General features: G+C 52.2%; 18 protein-coding genes and 1 pseudogene. 10 read left to right on the top strand and 9 right to left on the bottom strand.

The window, feature by feature from the left end:
• The 3 genes from AACY02_RS01810 to AACY02_RS01800 form a co-directional block, all read left to right on the top strand.
• Positions 1-695: hypothetical protein (locus AACY02_RS01810; protein ID WP_339430494.1), on the top strand; the 695-nt coding region annotated here is incomplete at its 5' end.
• Between the two features lie 374 nt (positions 696-1,069).
• Positions 1,070-1,513 carry a hypothetical protein gene (locus AACY02_RS01805; protein WP_339430493.1) on the top strand — a complete coding sequence of 148 codons (444 nt, stop codon included), beginning with the start codon at positions 1,070-1,072 and terminating at the stop codon, positions 1,511-1,513.
• A 91-nt stretch (positions 1,514-1,604) separates the two neighbouring features.
• Entirely contained in the window at positions 1,605-1,841 is a 237-nt protein-coding gene (locus AACY02_RS01800; RefSeq protein ID WP_339430492.1) for a hypothetical protein, read from the top strand.
• 92 nt (positions 1,842-1,933) lie between these two features.
• Here the strand turns inward: AACY02_RS01800 and AACY02_RS01795 are convergent, their stop codons facing one another.
• Together AACY02_RS01795 and AACY02_RS01790 are read right to left on the bottom strand one after the other, a co-directional pair.
• Entirely contained in the window at positions 1,934-3,535 is a 1,602-nt protein-coding gene (locus tag AACY02_RS01795) for a hypothetical protein (RefSeq protein ID WP_339430491.1), read from the bottom strand.
• Between the two features lie 493 nt (positions 3,536-4,028).
• Positions 4,029-5,450, bottom strand: a complete 1,422-nt coding sequence (locus AACY02_RS01790; protein ID WP_339430490.1) for a hypothetical protein — start codon at positions 5,448-5,450, stop codon at positions 4,029-4,031.
• A gap of 278 nt (positions 5,451-5,728) precedes the next feature.
• Here AACY02_RS01790 and AACY02_RS01785 point away from each other — a divergent pair, with 278 nt between their 5' ends.
• Positions 5,729-6,988: an abortive infection family protein gene (locus tag AACY02_RS01785; protein WP_339430489.1), complete on the top strand. Its 1,260-nt coding sequence runs from the start codon at positions 5,729-5,731 to the stop codon at positions 6,986-6,988.
• Positions 6,989-7,958: 970 nt separating this feature from the next.
• Here AACY02_RS01785 and AACY02_RS01780 read toward each other — a convergent pair.
• From AACY02_RS01780 to AACY02_RS01760, 5 genes are read right to left on the bottom strand one after another with little or no spacing between them, the layout of a single operon-like run.
• Positions 7,959-9,014 carry a ComEC/Rec2 family competence protein gene (locus AACY02_RS01780; protein ID WP_339430488.1) on the bottom strand — a complete coding sequence of 352 codons (1,056 nt, stop codon included), beginning with the start codon at positions 9,012-9,014 and terminating at the stop codon, positions 7,959-7,961.
• 15 nt (positions 9,015-9,029) lie between these two features.
• A complete protein-coding gene (locus AACY02_RS01775; protein WP_339430487.1) occupies positions 9,030-10,316 on the bottom strand; it encodes a hypothetical protein in 1,287 nt (428 codons plus the stop codon).
• Positions 10,313-11,440 carry a caspase family protein gene (locus AACY02_RS01770; RefSeq protein ID WP_339430486.1) on the bottom strand — a complete coding sequence of 376 codons (1,128 nt, stop codon included), beginning with the start codon at positions 11,438-11,440 and terminating at the stop codon, positions 10,313-10,315. The genes AACY02_RS01775 and AACY02_RS01770 overlap by 4 nt, the downstream gene beginning before the upstream one ends.
• Complete coding sequence (locus AACY02_RS01765; protein WP_339430485.1) at positions 11,437-13,854, bottom strand: S8 family peptidase; 2,418 nt, start codon at positions 13,852-13,854, stop codon at positions 11,437-11,439. The genes AACY02_RS01770 and AACY02_RS01765 overlap by 4 nt, the downstream gene beginning before the upstream one ends.
• 16 nt (positions 13,855-13,870) lie before the next feature.
• Positions 13,871-15,061: an AAA family ATPase gene (locus AACY02_RS01760; RefSeq protein ID WP_339430484.1), complete on the bottom strand. Its 1,191-nt coding sequence runs from the start codon at positions 15,059-15,061 to the stop codon at positions 13,871-13,873.
• 1,101 nt (positions 15,062-16,162) lie between these two features.
• On the opposite strand from AACY02_RS01760, the gene AACY02_RS01755 reads away from it, so the two are divergent.
• Positions 16,163-16,792 (top strand): hypothetical protein, encoded by a 630-nt coding sequence (locus AACY02_RS01755; protein ID WP_339430483.1) that lies wholly within the window; start codon positions 16,163-16,165, stop codon positions 16,790-16,792.
• 455 nt (positions 16,793-17,247) lie between these two features.
• Here the strand turns inward: AACY02_RS01755 and AACY02_RS01750 are convergent.
• Positions 17,248-18,099, bottom strand: a pseudogene (locus AACY02_RS01750) (YifB family Mg chelatase-like AAA ATPase); the annotation flags it as partial.
• A gap of 291 nt (positions 18,100-18,390) precedes the next feature.
• On the opposite strand from AACY02_RS01750, the gene AACY02_RS01745 reads away from it, so the two are divergent.
• Positions 18,391-18,897, top strand: coding sequence for a nucleotidyltransferase family protein (locus AACY02_RS01745; protein WP_221730928.1), 507 nt, complete (start codon positions 18,391-18,393; stop codon positions 18,895-18,897).
• 434 nt (positions 18,898-19,331) lie between these two features.
• Here AACY02_RS01745 and AACY02_RS01740 read toward each other — a convergent pair whose 3' ends face one another.
• On the bottom strand, positions 19,332-19,592 hold the full coding sequence (locus AACY02_RS01740; RefSeq protein ID WP_016772581.1) for an accessory factor UbiK family protein: 261 nt from the start codon (positions 19,590-19,592) through the stop codon (positions 19,332-19,334).
• A 413-nt stretch (positions 19,593-20,005) separates the two neighbouring features.
• On the opposite strand from AACY02_RS01740, the gene glnK reads away from it, so the two are divergent.
• From glnK to sutA, 4 genes are all read left to right on the top strand, one after another.
• The gene (gene glnK, locus AACY02_RS01735; RefSeq protein WP_002555808.1) at positions 20,006-20,344 is read left to right on the top strand and encodes a P-II family nitrogen regulator; all 339 of its coding nucleotides are present in this window, start codon (positions 20,006-20,008) and stop codon (positions 20,342-20,344) included.
• Between the two features lie 36 nt (positions 20,345-20,380).
• Complete coding sequence (locus tag AACY02_RS01730) at positions 20,381-21,718, top strand: ammonium transporter (RefSeq protein ID WP_221730843.1); 1,338 nt, start codon at positions 20,381-20,383, stop codon at positions 21,716-21,718.
• A gap of 215 nt (positions 21,719-21,933) precedes the next feature.
• Positions 21,934-22,359, top strand: a complete 426-nt coding sequence (locus AACY02_RS01725; protein ID WP_221730842.1) for a secondary thiamine-phosphate synthase enzyme YjbQ — start codon at positions 21,934-21,936, stop codon at positions 22,357-22,359.
• A 101-nt stretch (positions 22,360-22,460) separates the two neighbouring features.
• Positions 22,461-22,787, top strand: a complete 327-nt coding sequence (sutA, locus tag AACY02_RS01720) for a transcriptional regulator SutA (protein WP_007920420.1) — start codon at positions 22,461-22,463, stop codon at positions 22,785-22,787.

Below are 22,787 nucleotides of genomic sequence, written 5' to 3'. Positions count from 1 at the left end.
TGGAAGACAGCAATGAATCAGTTTGCGATTCTTTATGGAGATCGATTTACCAGGTTGAACTGGTGAAAAAAGGGCTTGCCTTACGGCAGGCCGTTACCGGCCCGCACACAAAAAATCTGACACTCCCGCTTTCTCAGGTATCGGGGCCCTGGGCCAATGACTTGTTGGCCAAATATCACCGTTACTTGATCGCCAAATTGAACCTACAAGACATCGAGTTACGATCTGTTCGATTGTCCATTCGTTCGGTTGTAAATCTTTTGAACCATGCGAAGCTCGCCAGCGGTGAGCTACCCGATCAGAGCGTTCTTGAGGCATTTTGGCGACATTCGCCTGGTCAGGTGGCCGCAGTGACGGGCTTTATCAACTTTCTTAACAAGACTCACAATTTGAAGCTCAACCCACGCCCGAGCGAACGCTGGTTGAAAGCCGCTAGGCGCGTGAAGGCGGAAAGAGAACTGGTTGACCTGTTCAAAGACCGCCAAGACGTCAAAGATTTCGAAGGCAAGTGGATCGTGAAGGGGCTCGCTTACTTCCATGGGATTCGGCGGGCAAACCGCAAATCACTTATTTATCAACAGGCCTCTTTCCATGAAGTAGATGGATTCGATGTGGAGATCGGCGGTAATTACCTCTGGATTCCGTCTGCAGACAGCTACACAGTGACTCATTCGTCGAGTAAGGCTGGGAAGTGACGCGATCAGTCTCATCAATGGTCGCTCCGTATTTGGTGCAACATGTTGTTGTAGCGGGCAAGGCTCGTCTCCGCCATTACGCCAGCGGCGTTGGCAAATTTCTCGAAGCTCCTTGCCTTCCGAAATGGAGAGCCACCCTCCTGAGGCGTTGCTGCTGCGGAGTGAGGCGTTGATTCAAGCGTGGCCGCAGCGCCGGCCGCTGATGGGGGCATCCCCGAGAGCGTTGATTCAGCGTTGGTTTCAAAGACGGCATAGGAATTGATGAGCATGCGTTCCAGGTATTTGAGTTGCCCTTTAAAACGTTGCGTCTGCGTAGATATTGAACTTAGTTGTTAATTAGGTCTCGCCGTTCTCGCATTCATTGAGGTTGATTTATGTTTAAGGATATTCTTGATGCATTGGGAAAAATAAAGTCCCGTTCGCTAACAGTTGTATTTTCAGCGCTAGCACTTTCTACCTTTTTCGAAGAGGGGGGAGCAATTGCTCACCCTTTTTCTGTGAGTAGCTTAATGCTGCCTTTACTGGTCATGGCGGCCACGGTTTTCTTGCTCGCTTGGGTCCGATTAATTAATCGACTCAATAGCTATCTGGCCGATCATGACCAAGCGAGCTGGGGGCCGCTATTTGGAGGGGGAATCTTGGCATTTTGTTTGGCTGTCACTTTTTGGTATGTGTCCAGCGTGCCTGATCCATTAAACCTCAAACTCCTGGGCGCGCCGAGTTTCATCCGTATGTTTGCCCTCTACCTGATCGCTATCGAAACCATCAATATTGAGCGCTGCTTTGTTCGAGATACGAGAGCCGCGGAACTTAATTGAGTCAGGGTAGGTAGAACTCTGTAGTGTGTTCTCTTGTGAGGCCGGAGGCACGCTTAAATACTATTTTATGTATACGAACAGGAGATGCTAAATGCTCAGTTGGCTTAAAAGTCTTTCAAATGCTGATATACAAACAATTGTTTCCATTTTAAACACCCAAGGTCGAGTGACGGATGAATATGGAACAGGCATCAGTTCAACCGTTGTGGAGAGGTGGGATGAGAGCTGTACTTCCTATTTACGGTCGCATGGCTATACGGGTGGTGAATTAAGGCGGACTGTCGCGAAAGCAGAAGACGGCAGTATTATTTACATCCTTCAGTCATAGGCCGTTGCAGATTCGAGCTCGGCACTTGTGAAAGCAAGGCCGGTTAGATCTGAGGCGAGCTTAGCAAACCAAAGTTAAGTATGGGGGGGCAGTTATTTCAACGTAACGCCCAGCCCTTTAAAAGCGGTTATTAACGATTGTCTGTATAGAACTTCACTCGTCCCCTTGCGATGATATATAAAATTAGTATCGATTGGGAATAGCCTAAAGATTTTTTTGAATCGACCTGCCTTATACCGAATCTCCAAGCAAATCTGCTCGATAAAAGATCCAAGGTCATCAATGTTGCCTACATGTGATTTGAATACCACTCCGGCATAAGACTCTGGACTCTTTGAAGTCGAGTCCTCTTTATGTTGCACTTCGATTCCAAAGTAGTTGCATTTGTTAATCGTAATGCAGAATACCAAGAGGCCTCGCGTCTCTCCGGTTTTTTTGTCAAGAATACACCAGTTTTTCGCTTCCGAATCCGTCGTCGATTCCTCGTCTAAAGGAGGAAGCTTAATGATTTTTGGAGTGCCGGATGATATCAAACCTTCGGTTGGGGTATACCAACGCAAAGCGGTAACACCGTCTTTGTTTGATTTAGCGATGTGATTTAAAGCGCGCCAAATATCGCGTAGAAAGCCTTGGCTTTCGAGAACGGCATCTGAAATAAACTCAAGCTTGGCAGTGTCTTTTCCACTGCCGATACCTTCACCCGTTGAATGAGTGGAAGACTTCGTCGGTGTTGGACCACGTCGTCCAGTATTGGCCTTTATTGTTCGACGTGTCTTATTCACCCGCCGGTGGGGATTTAGTTCATTGAATGGTGCGGCGTTGACTAGGAGCGTTTCTGAGTGATGATCAGGATCTATGTCGTCGGCGGCGGCGACAAATTCGTCGGCTATGGCAGTTCTAATAGGCCTCGGCATCACCGTTCGCCCAGTGCCGTCCACTCCATCGTCTGTATCAAATTTAAGCCGTTGCCATTCAATGGTTTGCCCCTTTGGAGAGCTGTACCCGCATAGGTCTAAGCACAAAAATGTGTTCCCATCGTTGATCCAATAACCACGTACTTCTATTTCCGCAGGACCTTGAAACCAGGGCGCTACCTTTATTAAAACCTGCTGATTTGGGTCGCTGGACTGTAGTTGGGAATTGATGAATTTTGCTTGGTACGCTGTATATTTGTCATAGAGGAGGTGCGCTAAAAAAATGGCATCTGCATCTCGCATTAGCCGAGTAGGTCTAACCAGCCAATGACTCTCAGCTGGCTTGGGAACCTCATAGAAAACAGACAACGCATCTTCCCAAGGGAGTGAAGTTAAAGCTCTAGGTATTTCAGAGTTTCTTGCGTAGCCGCGTACAAGAAACTCAGTGCAAGGTATAAGGACATTTCGTTCACCCGGCAGCTTGAAATCCAAAAGCCAACATTTGTCATTTTGAGCTCTTGGAAGAGGGTAGTCAGTGTTCGGAAATGATTCAGGTAGTTTTTGTTGTCCCGCGAAATATCTCGAAGTGTGCGACCATCCACTCTCAGAGAAGTTAATCCTAAAGATTTTGGTTTCTTGGAATTTTGAATTTGAAATGCGTTTCCCGTTTCGCCAAATGCTTCCGATTCGGTAATGGAGTAAGTGGCTTAGCGCAATTTTTATCGTAATGAACGTTGATGGAACATCTCTAGCGTCCAATTTTCTGAATACAACACTCACGAGTGGTATTGTTCTTGTTCGGGGGTTTTGCTGAAGTGGTCCATACCACCACACGATAGCATCGCCTGATATTCGTTTTACTTCTGTGTTTTCTCTAACGTCTGCACAAGTGTATGAAAACGGTATTCGGGTGATGGGCTCTAGCAAATTAAACTCCAGACCGGCGCAAGGGTGCACGTCTGCCGCTCAAGGTCATTTTTGGATCCAAGCGGCACATGACGGGCATATTGCCATCTTTTTAGAGAGTGTTGCAGACGTTTGATGAGCTTGGATTCGGCTCCTTGGAAAATTGGTGTCTCCCAGTCCATCGCCCTGATTTTTGGATGTGACCAGGGATTGAGGACATGGGGCCTCTTCCGGCCTCTCAAGTATGCCGTGTGAGTTCTTGTGGGTTTTCTTGGACGGCTGCGTAGGGACGATCCAGCAAAGTCCAGAGCTGTCACCTCAGTGTGTGGCAAGAGTTCGACGTTTGCCTCTCAGCTTCGCTGCTCCATCAGTTGGGCGGAGCGGGAGCCGGGATATCACGAAAGACGGTGTGACCATCCTTACCCTCATAGTGGTGTAAACGTAGCGCGCATTGAATGAGAGCGATGCGTGCCAGGTCTTCACCTACAGAGCGGATTTCTGCAAAGGATTGCAGCCTGTCAAATACGTTGCCATGGAGGATTTTGGAACGACCGTGGTCGTATAGCTCCTTTACCAACCATCGAAGTGAGCGAGGATAGGGGCCGACTTGAAACTCTTTTTCCTCAGTCCACCCGGTTAGGTGGGTCAGCATGTCCAGAATTTTTCCAAACTTCCCCCCCTCCGTTAGGACATCCAAGCTAGTGCCGATTTTCGCGAGGGCGATAGCTTCGTTTATCTCGCGTGTACCTTCTGCAAGCCAATCTAGGGCTGTTGCCCAGCGCATGGTCAGCAATGGATGGGGATGTGAGTTGGGCGAAACGAGACCATCCAAAATGTTTGCAAGCGCAGCTCTAGCCTTGCGAGCGCCTTCTCGATCAAGTTCTTTCTTCACCCCATGGCCGGTCAAAAAGGGAATCTGTGGTGTTAGACCAAAGCCTGGTGTGAGCAAGAACCCGTCCTGCTCAATGATCGTATGAGTAGAAACGGGAACCATCCTCTCATCGGCAAGGGCCTGAATGTGAAAATGGGCTTTGCCACCTAGGATCAATGACAATCCATCCAGCGCCGTTTTACAGATATGTCGAGCCGCTTTTGATGACAGCGAACGCTCATAACCAGACAGTTTGACTCGCAGTATAGAGCGGCCGGTTTTTAGCGGACTGTACATCAAGGCAGCCAGCGACGGCATCGGCTCATAATTGGGAGTTGCAGACTCCTTTCGCCGGGATAGTTCACTGAGCAAGGCTGTCTTCCAGTCTTGATTAGCCTTTTCCCCGTCTAAGGTGTCCTGTTTGGATTGGCTACTGAAATCGACGGTATCGAGCCATTGCTTTCGCGTCATGATGGTGACTGGCCCAATGACAAATGGCTCAACGCATTCCATCTCAGCTGTGCGGGCCGGGAATGAGTGGGTGAAGTCTGTTGTAGTCTGTTTGAGGATTTGCTGAATGTAGTCGTCGATCGCTTGCAAGTTCTTCGAAGCATCCTCAATCAGTTTGCCGTCGGCATGAAAGTCAGCCACCGTTTGGCGCAACAAAGTCACCAGCTCCTTGATCTCTACCCTGATCGAAAGCCGTGGTACCTCTTTCTGCCAGGCGAGCGCCAATGCCAATAAGGCTCGCTTGGCTGCAGAGTTGAAATGCCGTTGACGGCCATTTCGAGCAGTAACGAAATCGAAGGCACCAGCCTCTCTTTCCTTGAGCCCATCATCTGATTGGGCTTTCAAGTGAAGCCGATCTAATTCCTCGACCAGCTTCGCCAAGGCATTCTTTCTGTTCAGTTCATTCATCGTCTTGGATATCAAAGAGTTGATGTGGAAGACCGCTGTCTAGGTTGTTCATGGCAAAGGGTCCGAGTTGGGGGGCGATGGCCGAAGCTTTTCCCTATCGCGAGCAGAGAGCAAAGAGCAGATCAGCGAAGGACCTTATCTCAAATACGCCCCCTTTGACGTCAGCAATAGTAATGGCGCTTTCAATACGCCATACGTCATCCATAATTTGTACTGCACCCGAACAAGGGCGATGCACGGGGGTGTGGAATTCTGCGGCTTAATTGGAAGGGGGTGGCATGGAAAATCAGGAAAAGCTTGAGCCGATCCTAGCGACGGTACATACACTCCTTCGTTCTGAGGGAGCCGACGACGCTGCGGCCATCGTGCGTGAATATCCCGCGCAAGCAGAGCTGACTGGCCATGACAACTGGAATGGTGGTACGGATATCTGGGAAATTCAGTTCAAGATTCCTGCTCCAGAATTCGCTCGACTTGGGGTTAGGCGTAGTCAGATTGAGGAGCAAATTACCGCAAGGCTGAGGATAATACTTGAGCATGAGACTCAGAATTGGTATTCAGCAACCCTAGTACCGGCAAAGGAGTTTCGCGCCGATTGGCGATCGGACAAGTCAGAGCTATCGAAGAGTGTCCGCCAAAACATCCTGGATGGCCTTCGCCTAGATAACGTAAATTGGTATGGTCAATTGGACGATATCGAATTCCTAGGCCGACTCTATGACCTTCAGAAGCTTCCTTCTACAGACAATCGTTACAAAGATGCGGCGGGCGATATCTATCAGCATCGATTCAACAACAACGATTGGGAAAACGATTGGGTCTACAAAGACAGCCGCTTCCAGTTAGTTGACGGTAGCGCTGAACAATTTCTTCGTTTTCTCTGTGAGACCGTTCATCCTGTGGTTCGCCCAATAAGGGACGAAGCACTCAAGCTAGTACTTCACTACAACGACCAACTTCGGGTATCAGGCTGGGAGCTGTTTGAGGAGGAGCTGATTGCCGGTCGGCCTCGCTTCGCCTTTCGCCCTCTTTATAACAATTCGGCCAGAGCAGTACTACGAGCAAAAACCGTTGCGGAAGCACTCAACGCGGGGTGGATGGCCAAGGAAATAGAAAGGTTGGAAAACGCTGTCGAACGCGATCCTGCGCTGGCCATCGGCACAGCGAAAGAGTTGGTCGAAACTTGCTGTAAATCGATACTCACTAAGCGTGAAATTCCGTTTACCAAGACGGATGACCTAGGGGATTTGACCAAAAAAGTCGCTAAGGCACTTCAGCTTGTTCCAGAAGGCATCAGTGAAACCGCCAAAGGTGCAGAGAACATCAAAATGATCCTGCGCAATTTAACTCAGCTCACAAGCAATCTGGCTCAGTTGCGTGGCTTGTATGGCACCGGGCATGGCAGAGACGGGCAACATCGAGGTCTCCAACCAAGACATGCCAGGCTTGCCGTTGCGTCTGCTGTTGCTTTCATCGATTTTGTCTCCGAGACCTATCGGTACCGTGAAAGCATGAGTGGCGGCGAAGCTTCGAAATAGCATGTGGATAAACGTCACGCCATTTTAACTGAGAAGCCGTGGCACGGTGTGGTCATCTAAGTAGCCCTTCAAGCAGCTTAAACATTCTGAAAAGTGGTGCTTGGGTGAGCTGTGGTTGACCCTGGCAGTAAGGAGAGCTCAAAGCCAGTATTCTGATTAATTTCGAAAACCGACAAAATCCGGGGTGATTCAGTGTGGGAGCTTTTCTTTAAAGCGGAGCGCGCTGGGTTAGCTGAAAATTTTGGGTGGCTACAGACCACCAGCCCCCGCGAGATTCGCCCTATTACCGTCTTAGCTCCCTGGTTGTGATGGCGAAGGACCGGAACCGATGTCTCAAGGGGATTTCGTAAAGGGTCCAGCGTGTGGTATACAGAACCTAGAGTTGACCAGAGGTGAAAAGGATGAATGCCCATATTTTTGAAGCATGCCTTCGAGGCGAAGCGCCAGAGATCTCGCACCTTCCTATATTGACGACGGCATTCAATGCGCTTCCCATAATGGAACTATTCAATATAAGCATTAAGTACAGATTGCATCCATTGGTAGCCAAGATAATCAACAAAATCATTGGGGAAAAAGTAGCCAAGGCAAATTTAAACAACGCCCTGGATAGTATTTTGGCCCGGTACCAAGCTTCTCGCAGAACACTGAAATATTAAACTTTGTCAATCGAAGAGTTCGGAGGCGATTAACTTTAAAGTACAGCGGTAGAAAATTCTTCTCGCCTCTTTATCAGCCGGCTCCGTGCAAATTTCTTCGTGGCATGATTAATATACTTTTAATCTTTGGAGGGAAAAGTCCCATTTGCGGAGTTTTCCTATTAACCCGATATCCCCATTCGCCTGACTTTTTAGAAATAACAGCTTAATCCTATAACACAACAAGCGTATCGTTTGGCGAGCAAACGGTAAAATTGCCTAGCTGGTGCAGGCGAAGCATTTCAGATCGCGCGGTAGTGAATGCAGCTTAGTCACACGGGAGTAGTAATTTCACCATCTACACCATAGTCCGTTGAATACTTGAATAGTGATTTTAGGATGGGATTATCCCACATCTCGGAGTGTGGGGATCTGTAGTTGAACAGTAGTAGAGGCTTTGTGCTGTACTTGATAATGCGAGATACAGCTGGCTTTGATGGATGTTTATAAATTGAGCCGTTCGAGCTAATTAAGTATTTCTGGCATTCAAGAGACTCTATAAGCTCTCTGGATACGTTGTTCTCGCTGCCGTGATGCGGTACTTTTACAAGGTCAAATTTGTAAGGTGGGGGGCCTGCTATTTGTCTTAGCGATTGAAGTATCCTCGACGGATAGGCATCGGCACCAAAAAGGATACGCTTCCCTTTGTATTCAAAAATAAATGCAATGCTGCTGCCATTGGCTTCGCTGGAGTCTTCTAGAAATATTTGGCTGGCCATGGCATTAATGTCTAGTGTGACGGGGCCGAACGCTTCCAGGCCTTCTTTGCCAAAAAACTCTGTTTGAGCGAGCATGTCAGCGTAAAGGTCAGCTTCTCCACAAACCTTTACCCAGTTGGCCCGCAAGCGCTTTAGTTGATCAGTATCCGGGGAGAGAAGCGTGATTCGGGATCCGCCCGGGAGTTCGAATGTCGGGCAATGATCAGGAGAGACAAAAATTCCGCCGTTTTTTTGCTCTACATTCCACGGGGTTTTCTTCTCCAGAAGCAAGTTGGTTAAACGCTCCCCTTGCTTCTCGCCAAACGCTTCGAGACCCTCAGGTGCAGGGAGGTGTCGAAACCCGTTGAACCATACGTCGCGCACTGGGACCCCATAGAAGTCATTTTGAAGCAGTGTCAGCATGCCACCTATGTGATCCCGGTCGACATGAGTCACCACAACCAGTTCAAGATGGCCTCCTTTGGCTGCCAATTGCTGTAAGCGGGACTTGAGGGGCTCTGGCGCAGACAGTCCCGCATCTATGAGTATCACGCTGGGATCCGTTTCTGCCCCGTATTCTAGCCACAAGCAATCACCATATAGGGCAGGTAGTGCGGTCAATTTCATCATTGGCAGCTCCACGTGCTAGGGGCGTTTAATGGGTAAACCGAGATATTTGGGAATCTGCAAAGTTGTAAAAGGTTCTGTTCTGACGCACGCAACATCGGCTGCTTTTGCTGCCGCAAGCATCCCTAGAACTTCCTGATCATCAGGGTCGACTTGGGAAAGTAAAGTCAAAGCATCAACTAAAATATGCAGTCCTATTGTGTAGTACGGCAGACCACGAGAGCAGGCAAGCGAAAAAAGTTCTCTGGCCTTTTGCCAAGCTAGCACATCATTGTCGCCGTCGTAGAGTGTCTTCCAACCTAGTGCGATTGCACTATCAGGAAGCCAGTCATGCCTTTCGCTGAGATTGCTCATCCATGTTTTGTGGGCGGAGTCTTCGTTGCCGTCTAGTGCGAAAATATAAGCGGCAGCGGCTGCAGAGAAGGGGTTTTTCTCTTTCTTGTATAAAGCGGTGACGGCCCTGCCTCGTTCGCTTTCTGATATGAGACGTGATGAAAAAATATCGCGCCGGGTCAAGTGTTCCACCATGGAGCCATATATCGGATCCATTAGCTTGAGGGAGGTTGTCCACCTACAGGTGTCATGTCGCTCTTTGTTCTTATATCTTATCAAAAACTTGAAGGAAACATTGCTGCCACTGCTCCAGCCCTCGGGGTACGCAACCAGGGTTTGCGATCTACCTTTCGAGCGCATCATTATCCACTTGCGTTTGGGGTGGAAGTCGGGTGGCATGGAGTACTCCCACCATGGGAATCGCAAATTTATTTCGTGGACTAATTCATCGGTGTTATTTCGTTCGAATATATTATTATCGTCTTGTGTCTTTACTGTGTCGGTAAGAAAGTCGTACAAGCCGCTGAGAGGGATGTTTTTGTCTTGAGTAATAATGTTGACTTCTAGCTCGTTTTTTTTCTTAGTGCTGCGTTTTGCAGCCGCGCTTATAACTTTAGGCAGCCAGCTGAGATCGTGTTCTTTTTTGGGTGTTGGGGGCATTGCTCTTCTTTTTTGTGTACCCAACACTAGCCGATAAGGCTGGCCAGATTTTACTGAAATTGTGGTCCGCTGCGATTGTCCATTTGGGTACCCAATGTCTATGAGGTACGAGCCTTCAGCGGGTAGCGTCAATATGGAGTCTGTCTCATCGCTTGTAGGTTCCCCGATGAGCATCATGTGGTTTGAAAAGACGGGATCACCAATTTTCAGATCACCACCGTCCATCGATACCGGCCATACCGAGCAGAGGAGTTCGCGCGGGGCACGAGACAGTTCTTTGGAGTTCGCTTCTATGATTATGGTCGGATTCATACAACCTCCAGGGTGATATTCTGGAATGGAGGAACCAAAAAAATATCCTGTGGTTCAGAAGTCAGCTTGGTTTCTGGTTGAAATAGCGCCGCAACTGAGCACTGGCCGTGTGGTACGAATGTTCGCCAAGGATGTGATAAGTCAGGTCGTACCTTTCGCAAGCTTGTAGAGGTATAACTTATCTCGGCCGAGTGATGTACATCTTCATTATTGAGGCGCACGTGGATCAGCACCTCTGGCACAGTTTTCAGGACATGAATGGGGAAGCCAATTCCTGATAGGCCATCGGCAGGGCAGGCGGGGCCGTCGGTTGACTCGTCCATGATCGCTGCGATTGCTTGCTGTAACTGCAGGGGTGCGACCGCCCAGCGTTGATTATTGACTCGAAAAACAGCGCACCTATTGAGCCCATCCAGTAGAGCTGCAGTGAAGATGCTAACTTGTCCTGGGGCGCCATACGCTTGCTTATCCATCTGTGCTGCGTAAAGGACAGGGTTCGTTCCTTTGAACACGGTCAGCACGGTTGGTCTCTGCAAGCCAGACTGACTGATGTCATTAGGGTCCAGCACCACGGCGAGGTCTAGCGTTCGGCAGGCATCGATAAGGTATAACTGATTCAGTGCCCGGCAATCTCTCATTGATAGCCTGAGCGCATTGACTTGGAAAGCGTCTCTGAGCAAGTTCGCCGTATGCCCAGCATCTTCTGTCAAAAGATACGTATTAACACCATTCCCTAGCCCGTGCCCACAGAAGTAGAAGATAGCGACGTTTTTTGGGTCGGAGCTAGCTCGAGTCTTCCAAGCCTGGACTGACGCTTCGTAATTACCCCAGGTTGCAGGATCGATCTGCTGGCTTAAGCCATCCGCATCTGTGTATTCGGCTTGGCCGACTTGTGAAATCAATACTTCAATCGATTTCAGAGGAGCGTCAGGGTTGTATAGCGTGGTATCGACCCAGTTGAGCATGGCCATCGCGGATACAGGAGGAGACGTCAGTTGCCCCATCTCGCGGTGGTCGGGCGATGTTCTTCCTGACCCATCCTTGAGGTAGGGATAATCTCCCACTCCAATGATGAAAACGTGCGTACCTGGACCTTCTGTCTCTTGATGTCTGAAAGTGGTCATCGAGCGCGTGCTCTTGCTTGAGTTCGTACATCACGCAAGCTTACGCCTCTGGCCATGAGTGACCTCCTAGCGCTCGAGAAGACTGCGGCTTCTTTGTCCGGGTCTGAAATTGTCAGGATGACCGCAAATTGAACACCTGAGGATGGGTAGTCTGTGCCGGCGCGCGTGAGCGATTCCACTACTAAGCGCCAGTTGCTAGTACCTTCCAATCGCGTGAAGGTTCGACTGTAGCGTTTGACCGGCCACCACTTTGCACCATGCGCAATCAGGTGTTTTTCATGAATCCCAGGATGGTCGGGTTTGAGTCGACCGGCATAGGAGAATTTCTTGGTTTTCTTGTTCATGGTCTCCTGACGCAGATATGCATCTAGATTGACCCGAGAAAATTCAGCTTGGTGTCGGCGGTCAAAGGGTGGTGAGTAGACAATGGTGAGCTCAACGGCGCCTCGTGTTGCTCCGTTTTCGACTAAAACCGATGGCCATTCAAAGTCGAACGATAGCTCTAGTCGATCCTTGAGTACGTCTTGGAAAACAAGCGTGATCGAAGAGTCATCGGTTGCAAGCATGTCGTCGACGGCTGCGGGGATACCAAACCCCGCGAAGTCTTTGCTGACGTCATTGAGCAGCTTGTCATTAAGCAGCGCGGGCATTCTCGCAAAATGGTACATCAGTGCCATCAGCACATCCCGAGGTTGTTCCCCCTCTATGCGATGATCGAGTAAAGCGATTGTTTTGGCCACGAGAGGGGCTGCGAAACTCGTTCCCTCGTCCGGAATCAATGACCCGGAATGATCGATCGAATTGAGTGGATTATTGGTGGCTAGGCACCCGCCTACATGGGCGAAGTCGGGTTTGATGCCTGCCGATGTAGCCGGCCCCCGTCTCGAATAGCGTGCTGGCCTGGTTTTTCCAGAGCCATCCAAAGGCTCCAGTGCTCCAACGGTAATGTTTCTGGCCGTTTCGCCAGGTACGTAGATGCGGTCGGCTCCAAGCTGTCTATACGTGGCGAGCTGTTGCAGCGCGGGTGTAGCGCTGTCGGGCCAACGGCTTCGTGTTTGCGCACCGTCCAAGTTGCCGGCTGAGATCACGAAGATCACGTCATGCCTGTCAGCAATCTCATCAAGAATCGCTGCATACGGGCTGTAGCCATTTTGATCGGTCATGGTCTCGGGGTTGAGGCTGAGGTTAATCACTCTCATCCCCACGGGGTGGTGGTTTTTCAGCTCAAGGTCCAGTTGGCGCATCATGTCGATGAAGCCATGCTGAAAATTGTCTTCAAATTTCTCTTCGTCCTCCGTGAAGAGGTCGTAATCGAAGAACATGCACGGGTCTTGCTCGATGGGTTGCGACGGGTTGAGAGTTGCGCCGTTGATCAACAAGCCGGCAATGAAAGTACCGTGATCCCTATCGACATCTGCCTCTCGCATGAAATCCACAGTTCCTGCGGACCATGCTGAAATTGAGCTGTCTCGGCTGATGCCGGCGTCAATTACGCCGATAATTGGGTAGTCCAATTCCGGCTGCGGTTGGGGTAAAACAACCTTCGCGGAACTTACGGTAGCGTTGGATGCGCGTGCAGTTTGCTGGCCGCGGGTGACAACCGCCCCTAGCGCATAACGGCGAACAAGGGGAGAGCGATCCAGGAAACCCATCACGGACACGAGCGTTTCTGCGAACCCAGCGCTTTTGACGATGGCAGCGGGAATCTGCACGGTTGTGATGTGCAGGGCTTGCCACTCATCGCCAGATGCCCAAATTTTTAGTTCCGGTGAGAACGCCTCAATCCCTTTTCTAAATTTTCGAAGCTCACTCTGCGCTGCAGATCGCGATTTGGCTGCCCCCGGAAGAGATTTTTCATCCACGAACAGTTCTACCGTGAAGTAGCGAGCTCCCGGCCATTTTTCAAAATGGTTTGAAGCCTGCTCTAGGCTAAACGCACGTTTATCTTGCGAAGAGGGTAAGACGATCTCTTCGATCGCCCCGGTTTCTGATCGAGCGGGACTCGCCTTTGGCTTATTTTTGTTGTCACGCTTGGTGACCGTCTCCTCAGCTCCGCTAATGGCCTCCGCTACCGAGCCCAAGGTCTCTGCTGTCACTTCGAAATAAAGCTCACCCAGCGCACCTGAACCCACCAGCGGCAGGCTCTTAGGCTTGAAGAGCGCGTCTACAGGTCTATGAGATTTCGCCAGTGCGTTAGACTGGAGTCTGACCTTGACGTAGCCAACTTGATGGTCCCCCGCTCGGGACAAAACAGTGCGAATGGATTCGACTTGCTTGAGGAGTTGCTGCTTGTGGCGCTTGAACTCTTCGTCGCGGTCTTCGTAAAAATCCTTTGCGCCACCGCCGCCGCCACCTTCTGGTAGCTTCATGTATTGGTCGGTCTGAAGGACGACCTGAACGGGGTTGTTAGCCATACTAAATTCCTTTTAGCTAGGCTCGCTCAGCAGACTTTAGCAGCCGGCTTACCTTCGATTGGGTTGACTGGATCGCGTCAGCGATATCCGCTTGAACGATTTTTATATCCTTGTAAGTCAGGACCTGGCTCATCCACGTGTTTTCACCTCGAGAAATGGCATCTCTGGCTGGGGATGGGTCGCTGGTTGCAGAAAGATCCAGAAAAAGTTGTACCGAATCTATCACTGATGGCTTATTGCTTGCACGTAGAGTCATGTGTCTTTTTAAAAAGTCGCACATGGTTTCGATATCCGAACCACTGTAACCATCAGTTAGCCAAGCCAGAACTTTCACTGCCCCAGGCTTGATGCCAAAACCTTCTGTGTAGCGTTCAATGATTGCCACACGACTCTCCGCATCGGGCATGCCAATCTCAATCCGCGCATCGAAACGCCGCCATACCGCTGGATCTAGCAGCGTTTCATGGTTGGTGATGGCAATAGTTAGTCCGAGTGGAGAGCGCGCATCGATAGCCTGCAGCACAGCATTGACTACTCGCTTCACCTCTCCCAGCTCTTGAGGGTCATCACGCAGCTTTGCAATGCCATCGAATTCGTCCAGCAGCAGCAGGCACTGGTAGCGATTCGCAAAGTCAAAGAGCGCTCGAATGTTCCTAGCGGTGGTGCCTAAATACGAGCTCATCAAGCCATCTAGGCGCGCAAGGACTACCGGTAAATCCAGCTTTGAGGCGGCCCATAAGGCAAGCCGAGTTTTGCCAGTGCCGGGAGGTCCGAAGAACAGCGCTGTACGCGGAATCTTGATGCCAGCCGCTTGGAGCTCGGCGGCACCAATCCATTGCTCCTGTAGATGCTCAGTGGCGCGAACAAGTCGCTCGTTCAGGATTGGAGCTGTGAGTTCCGCGAGCTGCTCAGGGAAAAAAATCTCAGCAAGAGGCGTGCTGGTTTCCTTGTCCACCGGGAGGGCCGTGTTCGGTGTGATCATCTCGCCAGCGGACACGACTCGGGACTTAATGACGCGCGATGGAACGAGTTTGCCTTCGCTTGTCTTGCGTGTACTGCTCAGGACTTCGCTCAGTGCTTGAGCTTGGTCTGAAGCGCCAGCTTTCTGAAGTGCCTCAAGCAAGCGTTCTGCGTGCTGAATGACAGCGCTGGATTTGTCCCGGATGGATGCTCTCAAGAGAGCCAGGACGATAGGGAAGTTCTCCATTATGGAATCTCTGATGGGTATGCTGTTTAATGGTTATTATATATGGTTTTCGGATTTTTCGATGCGAATTTGTCCATATAAATGCATAAATATTAATTTAATATGCATTTCTTGTGTTTTTTACGCTTTTTTCTTGCCCTTACTCATTTTTAGCTCAGAGTTGGCGCCGATTCGAGGGCCCTTGCGTTGGTCGATGCTGACTGGGGCTGCGGTGCTATTTCGCATAACCAGAGAGGTTGAGGCAGGTAGCCCTCTGATCTCTATAGGCGTGATCACACCAATCGAGTCCAGGTAAGGCGTGAAGTGAGGCGTCGCGTCTCCAATGCAGCGATTCTTAGTCGATCCGATGGGTATGCGCGCTGGCACGGATATCGGCTTAGCGCATTCGGATAGACCGACCGCCCAGACCTAAAGCCAAAGCGGCATTAGAAGCGCAAGCCCGCCTCGAAACTGAAAATGAACAAGTAAAAACCTAGCCATCAGCCTCGTCAGTGGGGGGGGGGCTACGCTATGAAGATGCTCTGTGAAAGGAAAAGTTGCGTGTGCCCATTTCAGTTGCGGATGGCTTTAAATTGTGTACAGTGTGCGCACTGTGCGAAATTTGTTCGCGAATGGGTTCTCTGCTAAACCCACCTTGAGGAGTCTGAGATGACACCATCTGATGCTGAAGTTTTACGATCTGTTCGGTTGAGCCACAGGTTGACCACCACCCAAGCCGGGCGACTCGTGGGAGTTACCAAGCGAGCTTGGGAGCATTGGGAAAGTGGAGCTCGCCGTGTTCCCCACTCATCTTACGAACTCTTTATGGCTAAGTGTCGAGGAGTTATTCCTCCCGAGATGAGTCCAGAATCTGATCGTGGACTGTACGTAGTGACCAATGCTAATGGCGAGCCGGTTATTGTGTTGGGGCGAGGGAGTTGGATCGACGTAAAGGGCGTAGATATACCCAACAAGGTTATAGTGAGCTCGTTTGTCGTGGATTTCGCAGCCGGGAGACGAGATCAGATACAGACTCTGGTGGACTTAAAGTTTAACCCCAATTTGCTGGATACCTTGAGTCGTTGGAAGTCTCTGGACAAAGACTTGGATGAAGAGTGAAAAATGGATATTGAACCGCATCACAGGGAGCGAGCGAGGACGCTGGCACAGCACGAGATAGGGCATTACGTTGTCGCAAAAGTGATGGGCTTTGGGACCGGCGAAGTCACAGTGGAACTTACAGAGTCCGGAGGCCATAAAGCCGGAGCTGAAGTTTTCCTAGACCTTCCCATCACTGACATTGGTGCAGTAGTCAGCTATTTGGAGAGGCGGGTCGTTGTCTTGTTTGCTGGAGCGTTGGCGGAGACTCTACCTCCGTGCCACGAGATGCAAAATCGAGGCGTGAATAACGAAAAGGCTTGCGAAATATTTCATTCTCCAATTATGGGCGCTTTTCAAGACAGCGTTAGAACTAGCGAGGCCTTGATCATGTTGCGCAGCGTACTGAACCAAGCGCCGTGCTCTCTCGATGAGGTTGATCGACAGATTTCAGCGATTGGCAACCGCCTTTGGGCTCGAACCACTAACCTTGTGGAGCAGTTCGAAGATGTGATCGTCGGAGTTGCGGGTCGTCTCACCCAAGAGCTTAAAGTTTCCGGTTCCATCTTCAATCCGATTATCCGCGCTTCCTTGAGCCTGGAAACATTGTCCAACATTCCGGATCTACAAACGTTGCCCCTGCTTGATCCCTGATGAAAAATAAGTCTGTCAAGCAAGCGCTGGGTATTGGAGCAGGATGGGGCAAGGTCATTCCAACGGATAACTTCTGCTACCGATTTCAGCCGATTTCTGGCGGAGTAATTGGTTGGCAAGCGGAGCATTGGATTTGTTGGCCGTCCATTATTGGGTGCCAACGCTTCTCCTTACACAGGGCGTGTGATGTCGCTTCGTAGGCGATGAGTCTCAGTCGCATCTAATTTGAAGGACCACACAGCCAGCCTCATCCCGAGACTTACAATCCAGGCGATCAACCACGTAGCGTTCTACCTCAGAACCGGCTTGTAGTTGGGTTTGTGCATGCACCGCACAGAGCTTTGTCGTCTTCGAGCCTTGCCTCAATCAAGGCGTTCTTCTGCCGGATTCATCGTGAATGGGGGCTGCCGTCAGTAATCGCATTAATTTCGAAAAAATCTCATTTATTTCGAAAACCGACAGCTGCCACCGACCAGTGCCGGGCCGGACGCTGAGTGATGGGGTTGGCGAAACGGTCGCTGTGGCCAATGGGTCAACGGGATGCCGCTGGCCACCGACTGAATCGCTGCCACTTCCAGCGCTTCGCATTCAGACAGCGGCGGCAGCAGCCCCGGCAAGCGACTCGCCAGCAAGGTCTTGCCCGTCCCCGGTGGCCCGCTGAACAACAGGTTGTGCGCGCCCGCCGCTGCAATCAGCAGGGCGCGTTTGGCCGACAATTGTCCCTGCACTTCATTGAGGTCGGGGTAGGGTTTGGCGGCATGGATCAAACCGTCAGAAACGTAAGGCTCGACCGGCGTATGCCCATTGAAATGGGCGACTGCCTCCAGCAAATGATCCACCGCAAACACCTTCAACCCTGAAGCGAGACACGCCTCCTCGGCATTTGCCCGTGGCACCACCAGCGCCCGCCCGGCCTTGCGCGCCGCCAGCGCTGCCGGCAACACTCCTCGCACTGGCCGCACGGCGCCGGACAATGCCAGCTCACCGAGACACTCCACATCGTCCAGCGTGAGACACGGCACCTGCACACTCGCTGACAGAATCCCCAAGGCAATCGCCAGATCAAACCGCCCGCCATCCTTGGGCAGATCCGCCGGCGCCAGATTCAAAGTGATCCGCCGCGCCGGAAACTGCAGTCCGGAATTGATGATCGCGCTGCGCACGCGATCCTTGCTCTCCTTCACCGCCGCCTCGGGCAGGCCGACCATGGTCAGCGACGGCAGACCGTTGGCCAGATGGACTTCGACGGTAACGGCGGGAGCATCCACGCCAATTTGGGCGCGACTGTGGACGATGGAGAGGGACATGGTCGTTCCTTGAGCTGAATCGGGAGCCGCTTCCTGCGGGCTTTTTTAAGGGTAGTAGGGGGCGGGAGAGTTGGAGGGGGGGGGGCGTGGGTAAACTTTCACGGGATGTTGCGAACGTATGGCTCTGGTCGCAACCGGGAAATGACTATTGGATGTCGTCTTGTGGCCGCCAGCCTTGAACCTGCGGTGGTTACACTGGCCTGTGTCGAAATCGTGAAGAGTTGAAACGTGACAACGGCCGTGAAACAGATAGAGCAAATCCAAGTGCTAATCGAGGCGGATCCAGTGCGTATGCGGATATTGCGTCTGGTGCAGAGCCTTGGATTACCTGATTGCTGGATAGGGGCGGGATTTCTGCGTAGCGCCGTATGGGATCGATTACACCAGCGCGTTTATTCGCCATTGCCATCGGACATTGATGTCATCTGGTTCGATCAAGAGCGGGCCACTGCTGAATCAGACACTGAACTGGAGGCTTGCTTACGGAATATTGACGCCTCATACAACTGGTCAGTGAAGAACCAGGCGCGTATGCATCTGCGAAATGCTGATGCGCCTTATGCGAGCGCAATTGATGCCATCAGGTTCTGGCCGGAAACAGCGACGGCAATTGCCATAAGGCTCGGTACGCAGGGCGTTCTGGAGGTCGCAGCACCGCTTGGTCTGGATGACCTCTTCGATCTCGTTGTTCGGCCTACTGCGAGATTCCAAACCGAGAAGCATGCAGTTTACCTGGATCGTTTACGTACCAAGGATTGGCTGGGTGTATGGCCAAACCTGAAGGTTATCGACTACTGACAATTGTTTGCAGGCCTCAACCATCAGGGCGGGTGAAGCTGTAAGGCGTTAGGTAAGTGTCATCTTGATTCATCGAACAGCTCCTCTTGCTTTAGGGCTGCCCTCGATCGTCGCCAAACGATCGGGTGGCAGTTGTACGCGGGTTGGCGAGCCGGAGCAAAAGGAACCCGGCAGACCCGAAGATCTCCCACGCACAACCGCCATAACTCGATGAGGCGTTACATCTAGCCGCCATCAGATGGTGGTCGTGCGCCTTAAGCTTTCCAGGTCGCCAAACTCAGTGCTGAATATTCAGCATAGGGTGAGCTTAGGAACCGGGGCTTTTCGGCGCAATCGGACGGCGGTCACTCAGGTTGTAGGACGTTGCCGAGATCATTGAAGGGCTGAAGATCAAAAGATCGCAGCCTTCGGCAGCTCCTACAGGGGGAGCAGGGTTACTCGGCTGGCGGATTCAGCTTCGCTTCCATCTCGGCCACCTTCGCTTCGAGGCTCTCAAGGCGAGCGCGAGTGCGCGCCAGCACAACCATCTGGCTATCGAACTCTTCACGGCTGACCAGATCGAGTTTGCTGAAGGCACTTTGCAACAGCATCTTGAACTGGCTTTCGATTTCGGCTTTCGGCAGCGGGGTGTCGCCGCTGAACAGGCGAGAAGCGGTGCCGCTCAGGGCGTCGAGGAAGTCTTTGGGCGCGAGCATGGGAAGTGTCCTGGAAACAATGGCCGGCAGTGTATCACGCAGTGTCTATAGTCAATCTCGCAGGCCGGGATGCACGCTTTTCGCGCAAGAGCATGGGCGGCAGCGCACCGTTGTTGTGCGTAACCGGATGGCCTTTTGCACGAAGGTGCTTGCGACAGCGGCCAAGCGATTGAAATCAGTGGGTTTTGGCGAGATGGCAAGGTTTCTGCTTAGTGACCTGTGACCCATGCACTGATGCAGTCGCTGTGACGAATGCAGTGCGGCAGGCGGAACGGGGAGTTTCGTCTGATGCGGTTAGCTGGCGTCAGTCGGGCAGTCAAGGCCGACGATGCGTTACAAAGCCAGGCACTGCGCTTAGACTTGAGTCGGGTTTGTTTTCCTGGGGCAAGTCCACCAATTCGGGAGAAAGTTTCATGAAGCTAGTCACTGCCATCATCAAGCCGTTCAAGTTGGACGACGTGCGCGAGTCGCTGTCCGAAATCGGCGTGCAGGGCATTACCGTTACTGAAGTCAAAGGCTTCGGCCGGCAGAAGGGTCACACCGAGCTGTATCGCGGCGCGGAATATGTGGTCGATTTTCTGCCCAAGGTGAAAATCGACGTGGCCATCGACGACAAGGATCTGGATCGCGTTATCGAGGCGATAACCAAGGCGGCCAACACCGGCAAGATCGGTGACGGCAAGATCTTCGTGGTCAATCTGGAACAGGCGATTCGTATCCGTACCGGCGAAACCGATACCGACGCGATTTAAGCCGCCACAAACCCCAACGCCCCAGGAGAAAACAATATGACTCTGCGTAAATTCGCAGGGCTAGGAGCCCTGTTGTCCATCGTAATGCCAAGCCTTGCAATGGCGGCAGACGAAGTGGCGGCCCCAGTCCTCAATTCCGGCGACACGGCCTGGATGCTCACCTCGACAGCCCTCGTGCTGTTCATGACCATCCCGGGCCTGGCGCTGTTCTACGGCGGCATGGTTCGCTCCAAAAACATTCTTTCCGTGATGATGCAGTGCTTCGCCATTACCGGTCTGATCAGCATCCTGTGGGTCATTTATGGCTACAGCATTGCGTTCGACACCACCGGCATGGAGCAGGGCGTCGTCAACTTCAACTCGTTCTTCGGCGGCATGGGCAAAGCGTTCCTCGCTGGCGTTACACCTGACAGCCTGACCGGCCCGGCCGCGCTGTTCCCTGAGGCGGTGTTCATCACCTTCCAGATGACCTTCGCAATCATCACCCCGGCGCTGATCGTCGGTGCGTTCGCCGAGCGGATGAAGTTCTCCGCGATGCTGATCTTCATGGGCGTGTGGTTCACCCTCGTTTATGCGCCGATCGCACATATGGTCTGGTCCGGTAACGGCGGCCTGCTGTGGGACTGGGGCGTACTCGACTTCGCTGGCGGCACCGTTGTGCATATCAACGCCGGTATCGCAGGTCTCGTGGCGTGCCTGGTGCTGGGCAAGCGCAAAGGCTTCCCGACCACTCCAATGGCTCCGCACAACCTCGGTTACACCCTGATGGGCGCGGCGATGCTGTGGTTCGGCTGGTTCGGCTTCAACGCCGGTTCCGCTGCGGCGGCCAACGGCACCGCCGGTATGGCGATGCTGGTCACTCAGATCGCTACCGCTGCGGCGGCGCTGGGCTGGATGTTCGCCGAGTGGATCACCCACGGCAAACCTAGCGCATTGGGCATTGCCTCGGGTGTGGTGGCCGGTCTGGTTGCGATCACTCCGGCTGCCGGCACCGTGGGCCCGATGGGCGCACTGGTCATTGGTCTGGCGGCGGGTGTGGTGTGCTTCTTCTGCGCCACCACCCTGAAACGCAAACTCGGTTATGACGACTCCCTGGATGCGTTCGGCGTACACGGTATCGGCGGTATTCTCGGCGCGATCCTCACCGGTGTGTTCGCTGCACCGTCGCTGGGTGGCTTCGGCACTGTCACCGACATCGCCGCTCAAGTATGGATTCAGTGCAAAGGCGTCGGCTTCACGGTGATCTACACCGCGATCGTCACTTACATCATCCTCAAGGTACTGGACGCCGTGATGGGGCTGCGTGTGACTGACGAAGAAGAGTCGGTGGGCCTGGATCTGGCACAACACAACGAACGCGGCTACAACCTGTAAGTACGCGCACTCAAGAATTTGCCCGGTTCGCCGGGCATTTTTTTGTCTGGGATTTGTCATTGAAGGACAAGCTGAAAGGATTTTTCGTACGGCTTTTGTCGTGTTTATGAAGGGTGTTTTTCTGCGGGCAATGGCTTACACCATTGCAGGAATATTAGGGCCTTTGTTTTTTCCCAGAGCGCGCTAGAATGCGCCCCGAACGTGCGGAGAACTGTATGTGGCAGCAGACTCTGATAACCCTGCGGGCGCGACCCCGGGGCTTTCATCTGGTAACGGACGAGTTGATCAATGGCCTGCCTGAACTCAAGGCGTGCCGGGTCGGTCTTTTGCATCTGTGGCTGCAACATACCTCGGCGTCGTTGACCATCAACGAGAACGCCGATCCGGCGGTCCGTCGCGACTTCGAACGATTTTTCAATCGTCTGATCCCACAAGGAACAGACGGCTATGAGCATAACGACGAAGGCCTGGACGACCTCCCGGCGCACTTCAAGGCCAGCGTGCTGGGTTGCCAGATCAGTCTGCCGGTTTCGGCAGGTCGACTGGCACTGGGCACCTGGCAAGGCGTTTATCTGGGCGAGCACCGTGATCATGGCGGTGCCCGTAAAGTCCTTGCCACCTTGCACGGTGAAGGGGCATAGCCGCTGATCAGCAGCGGCGAATGATTTTTTAACGGCGACTTTCGACAGTTGCCAAAGCTGGTCTATAACTAATCTGCTTTTCGCAAGTCATGAGGTAGAACATGAGCGACGATGATCTGGAAAACGACGACCTCGAAGTAGGCGACGAAGACGAGGCCGAGGAAGGCCTGGAAGCAGCAGCGGAAGACGTTGCTGACGACGATGGCGGTGACGATACGCCGGCCCCGGCTGCCAAAGGCAAAGCCAAGGCTGCGGTGTCGGTTGACGAGTTGCCGAGCATTGAAGCCAAGAACAAGGAGCGCGACGCCCTGGCCAAGGCCATGGAAGAGTTCCTGTCGCGAGGCGGAAAAGTGCAGGAAGTGGAGGCCAATGTGGTCGCCGATCCGCCCAAGAAGCCGGACAACAAGTACGGCAGCCGCCCTATCTGA

It is taken from the genome of Pseudomonas sp. EA_65y_Pfl2_P78 (genome assembly GCF_963970495.1).
In the GTDB taxonomy this organism is placed as follows: domain Bacteria; phylum Pseudomonadota; class Gammaproteobacteria; order Pseudomonadales; family Pseudomonadaceae; genus Aquipseudomonas; species Aquipseudomonas baetica_A.
The sequence above is the reverse complement of the archived record's forward strand: the minus strand, read 5'-3'. Positions and strand labels throughout refer to the sequence as shown.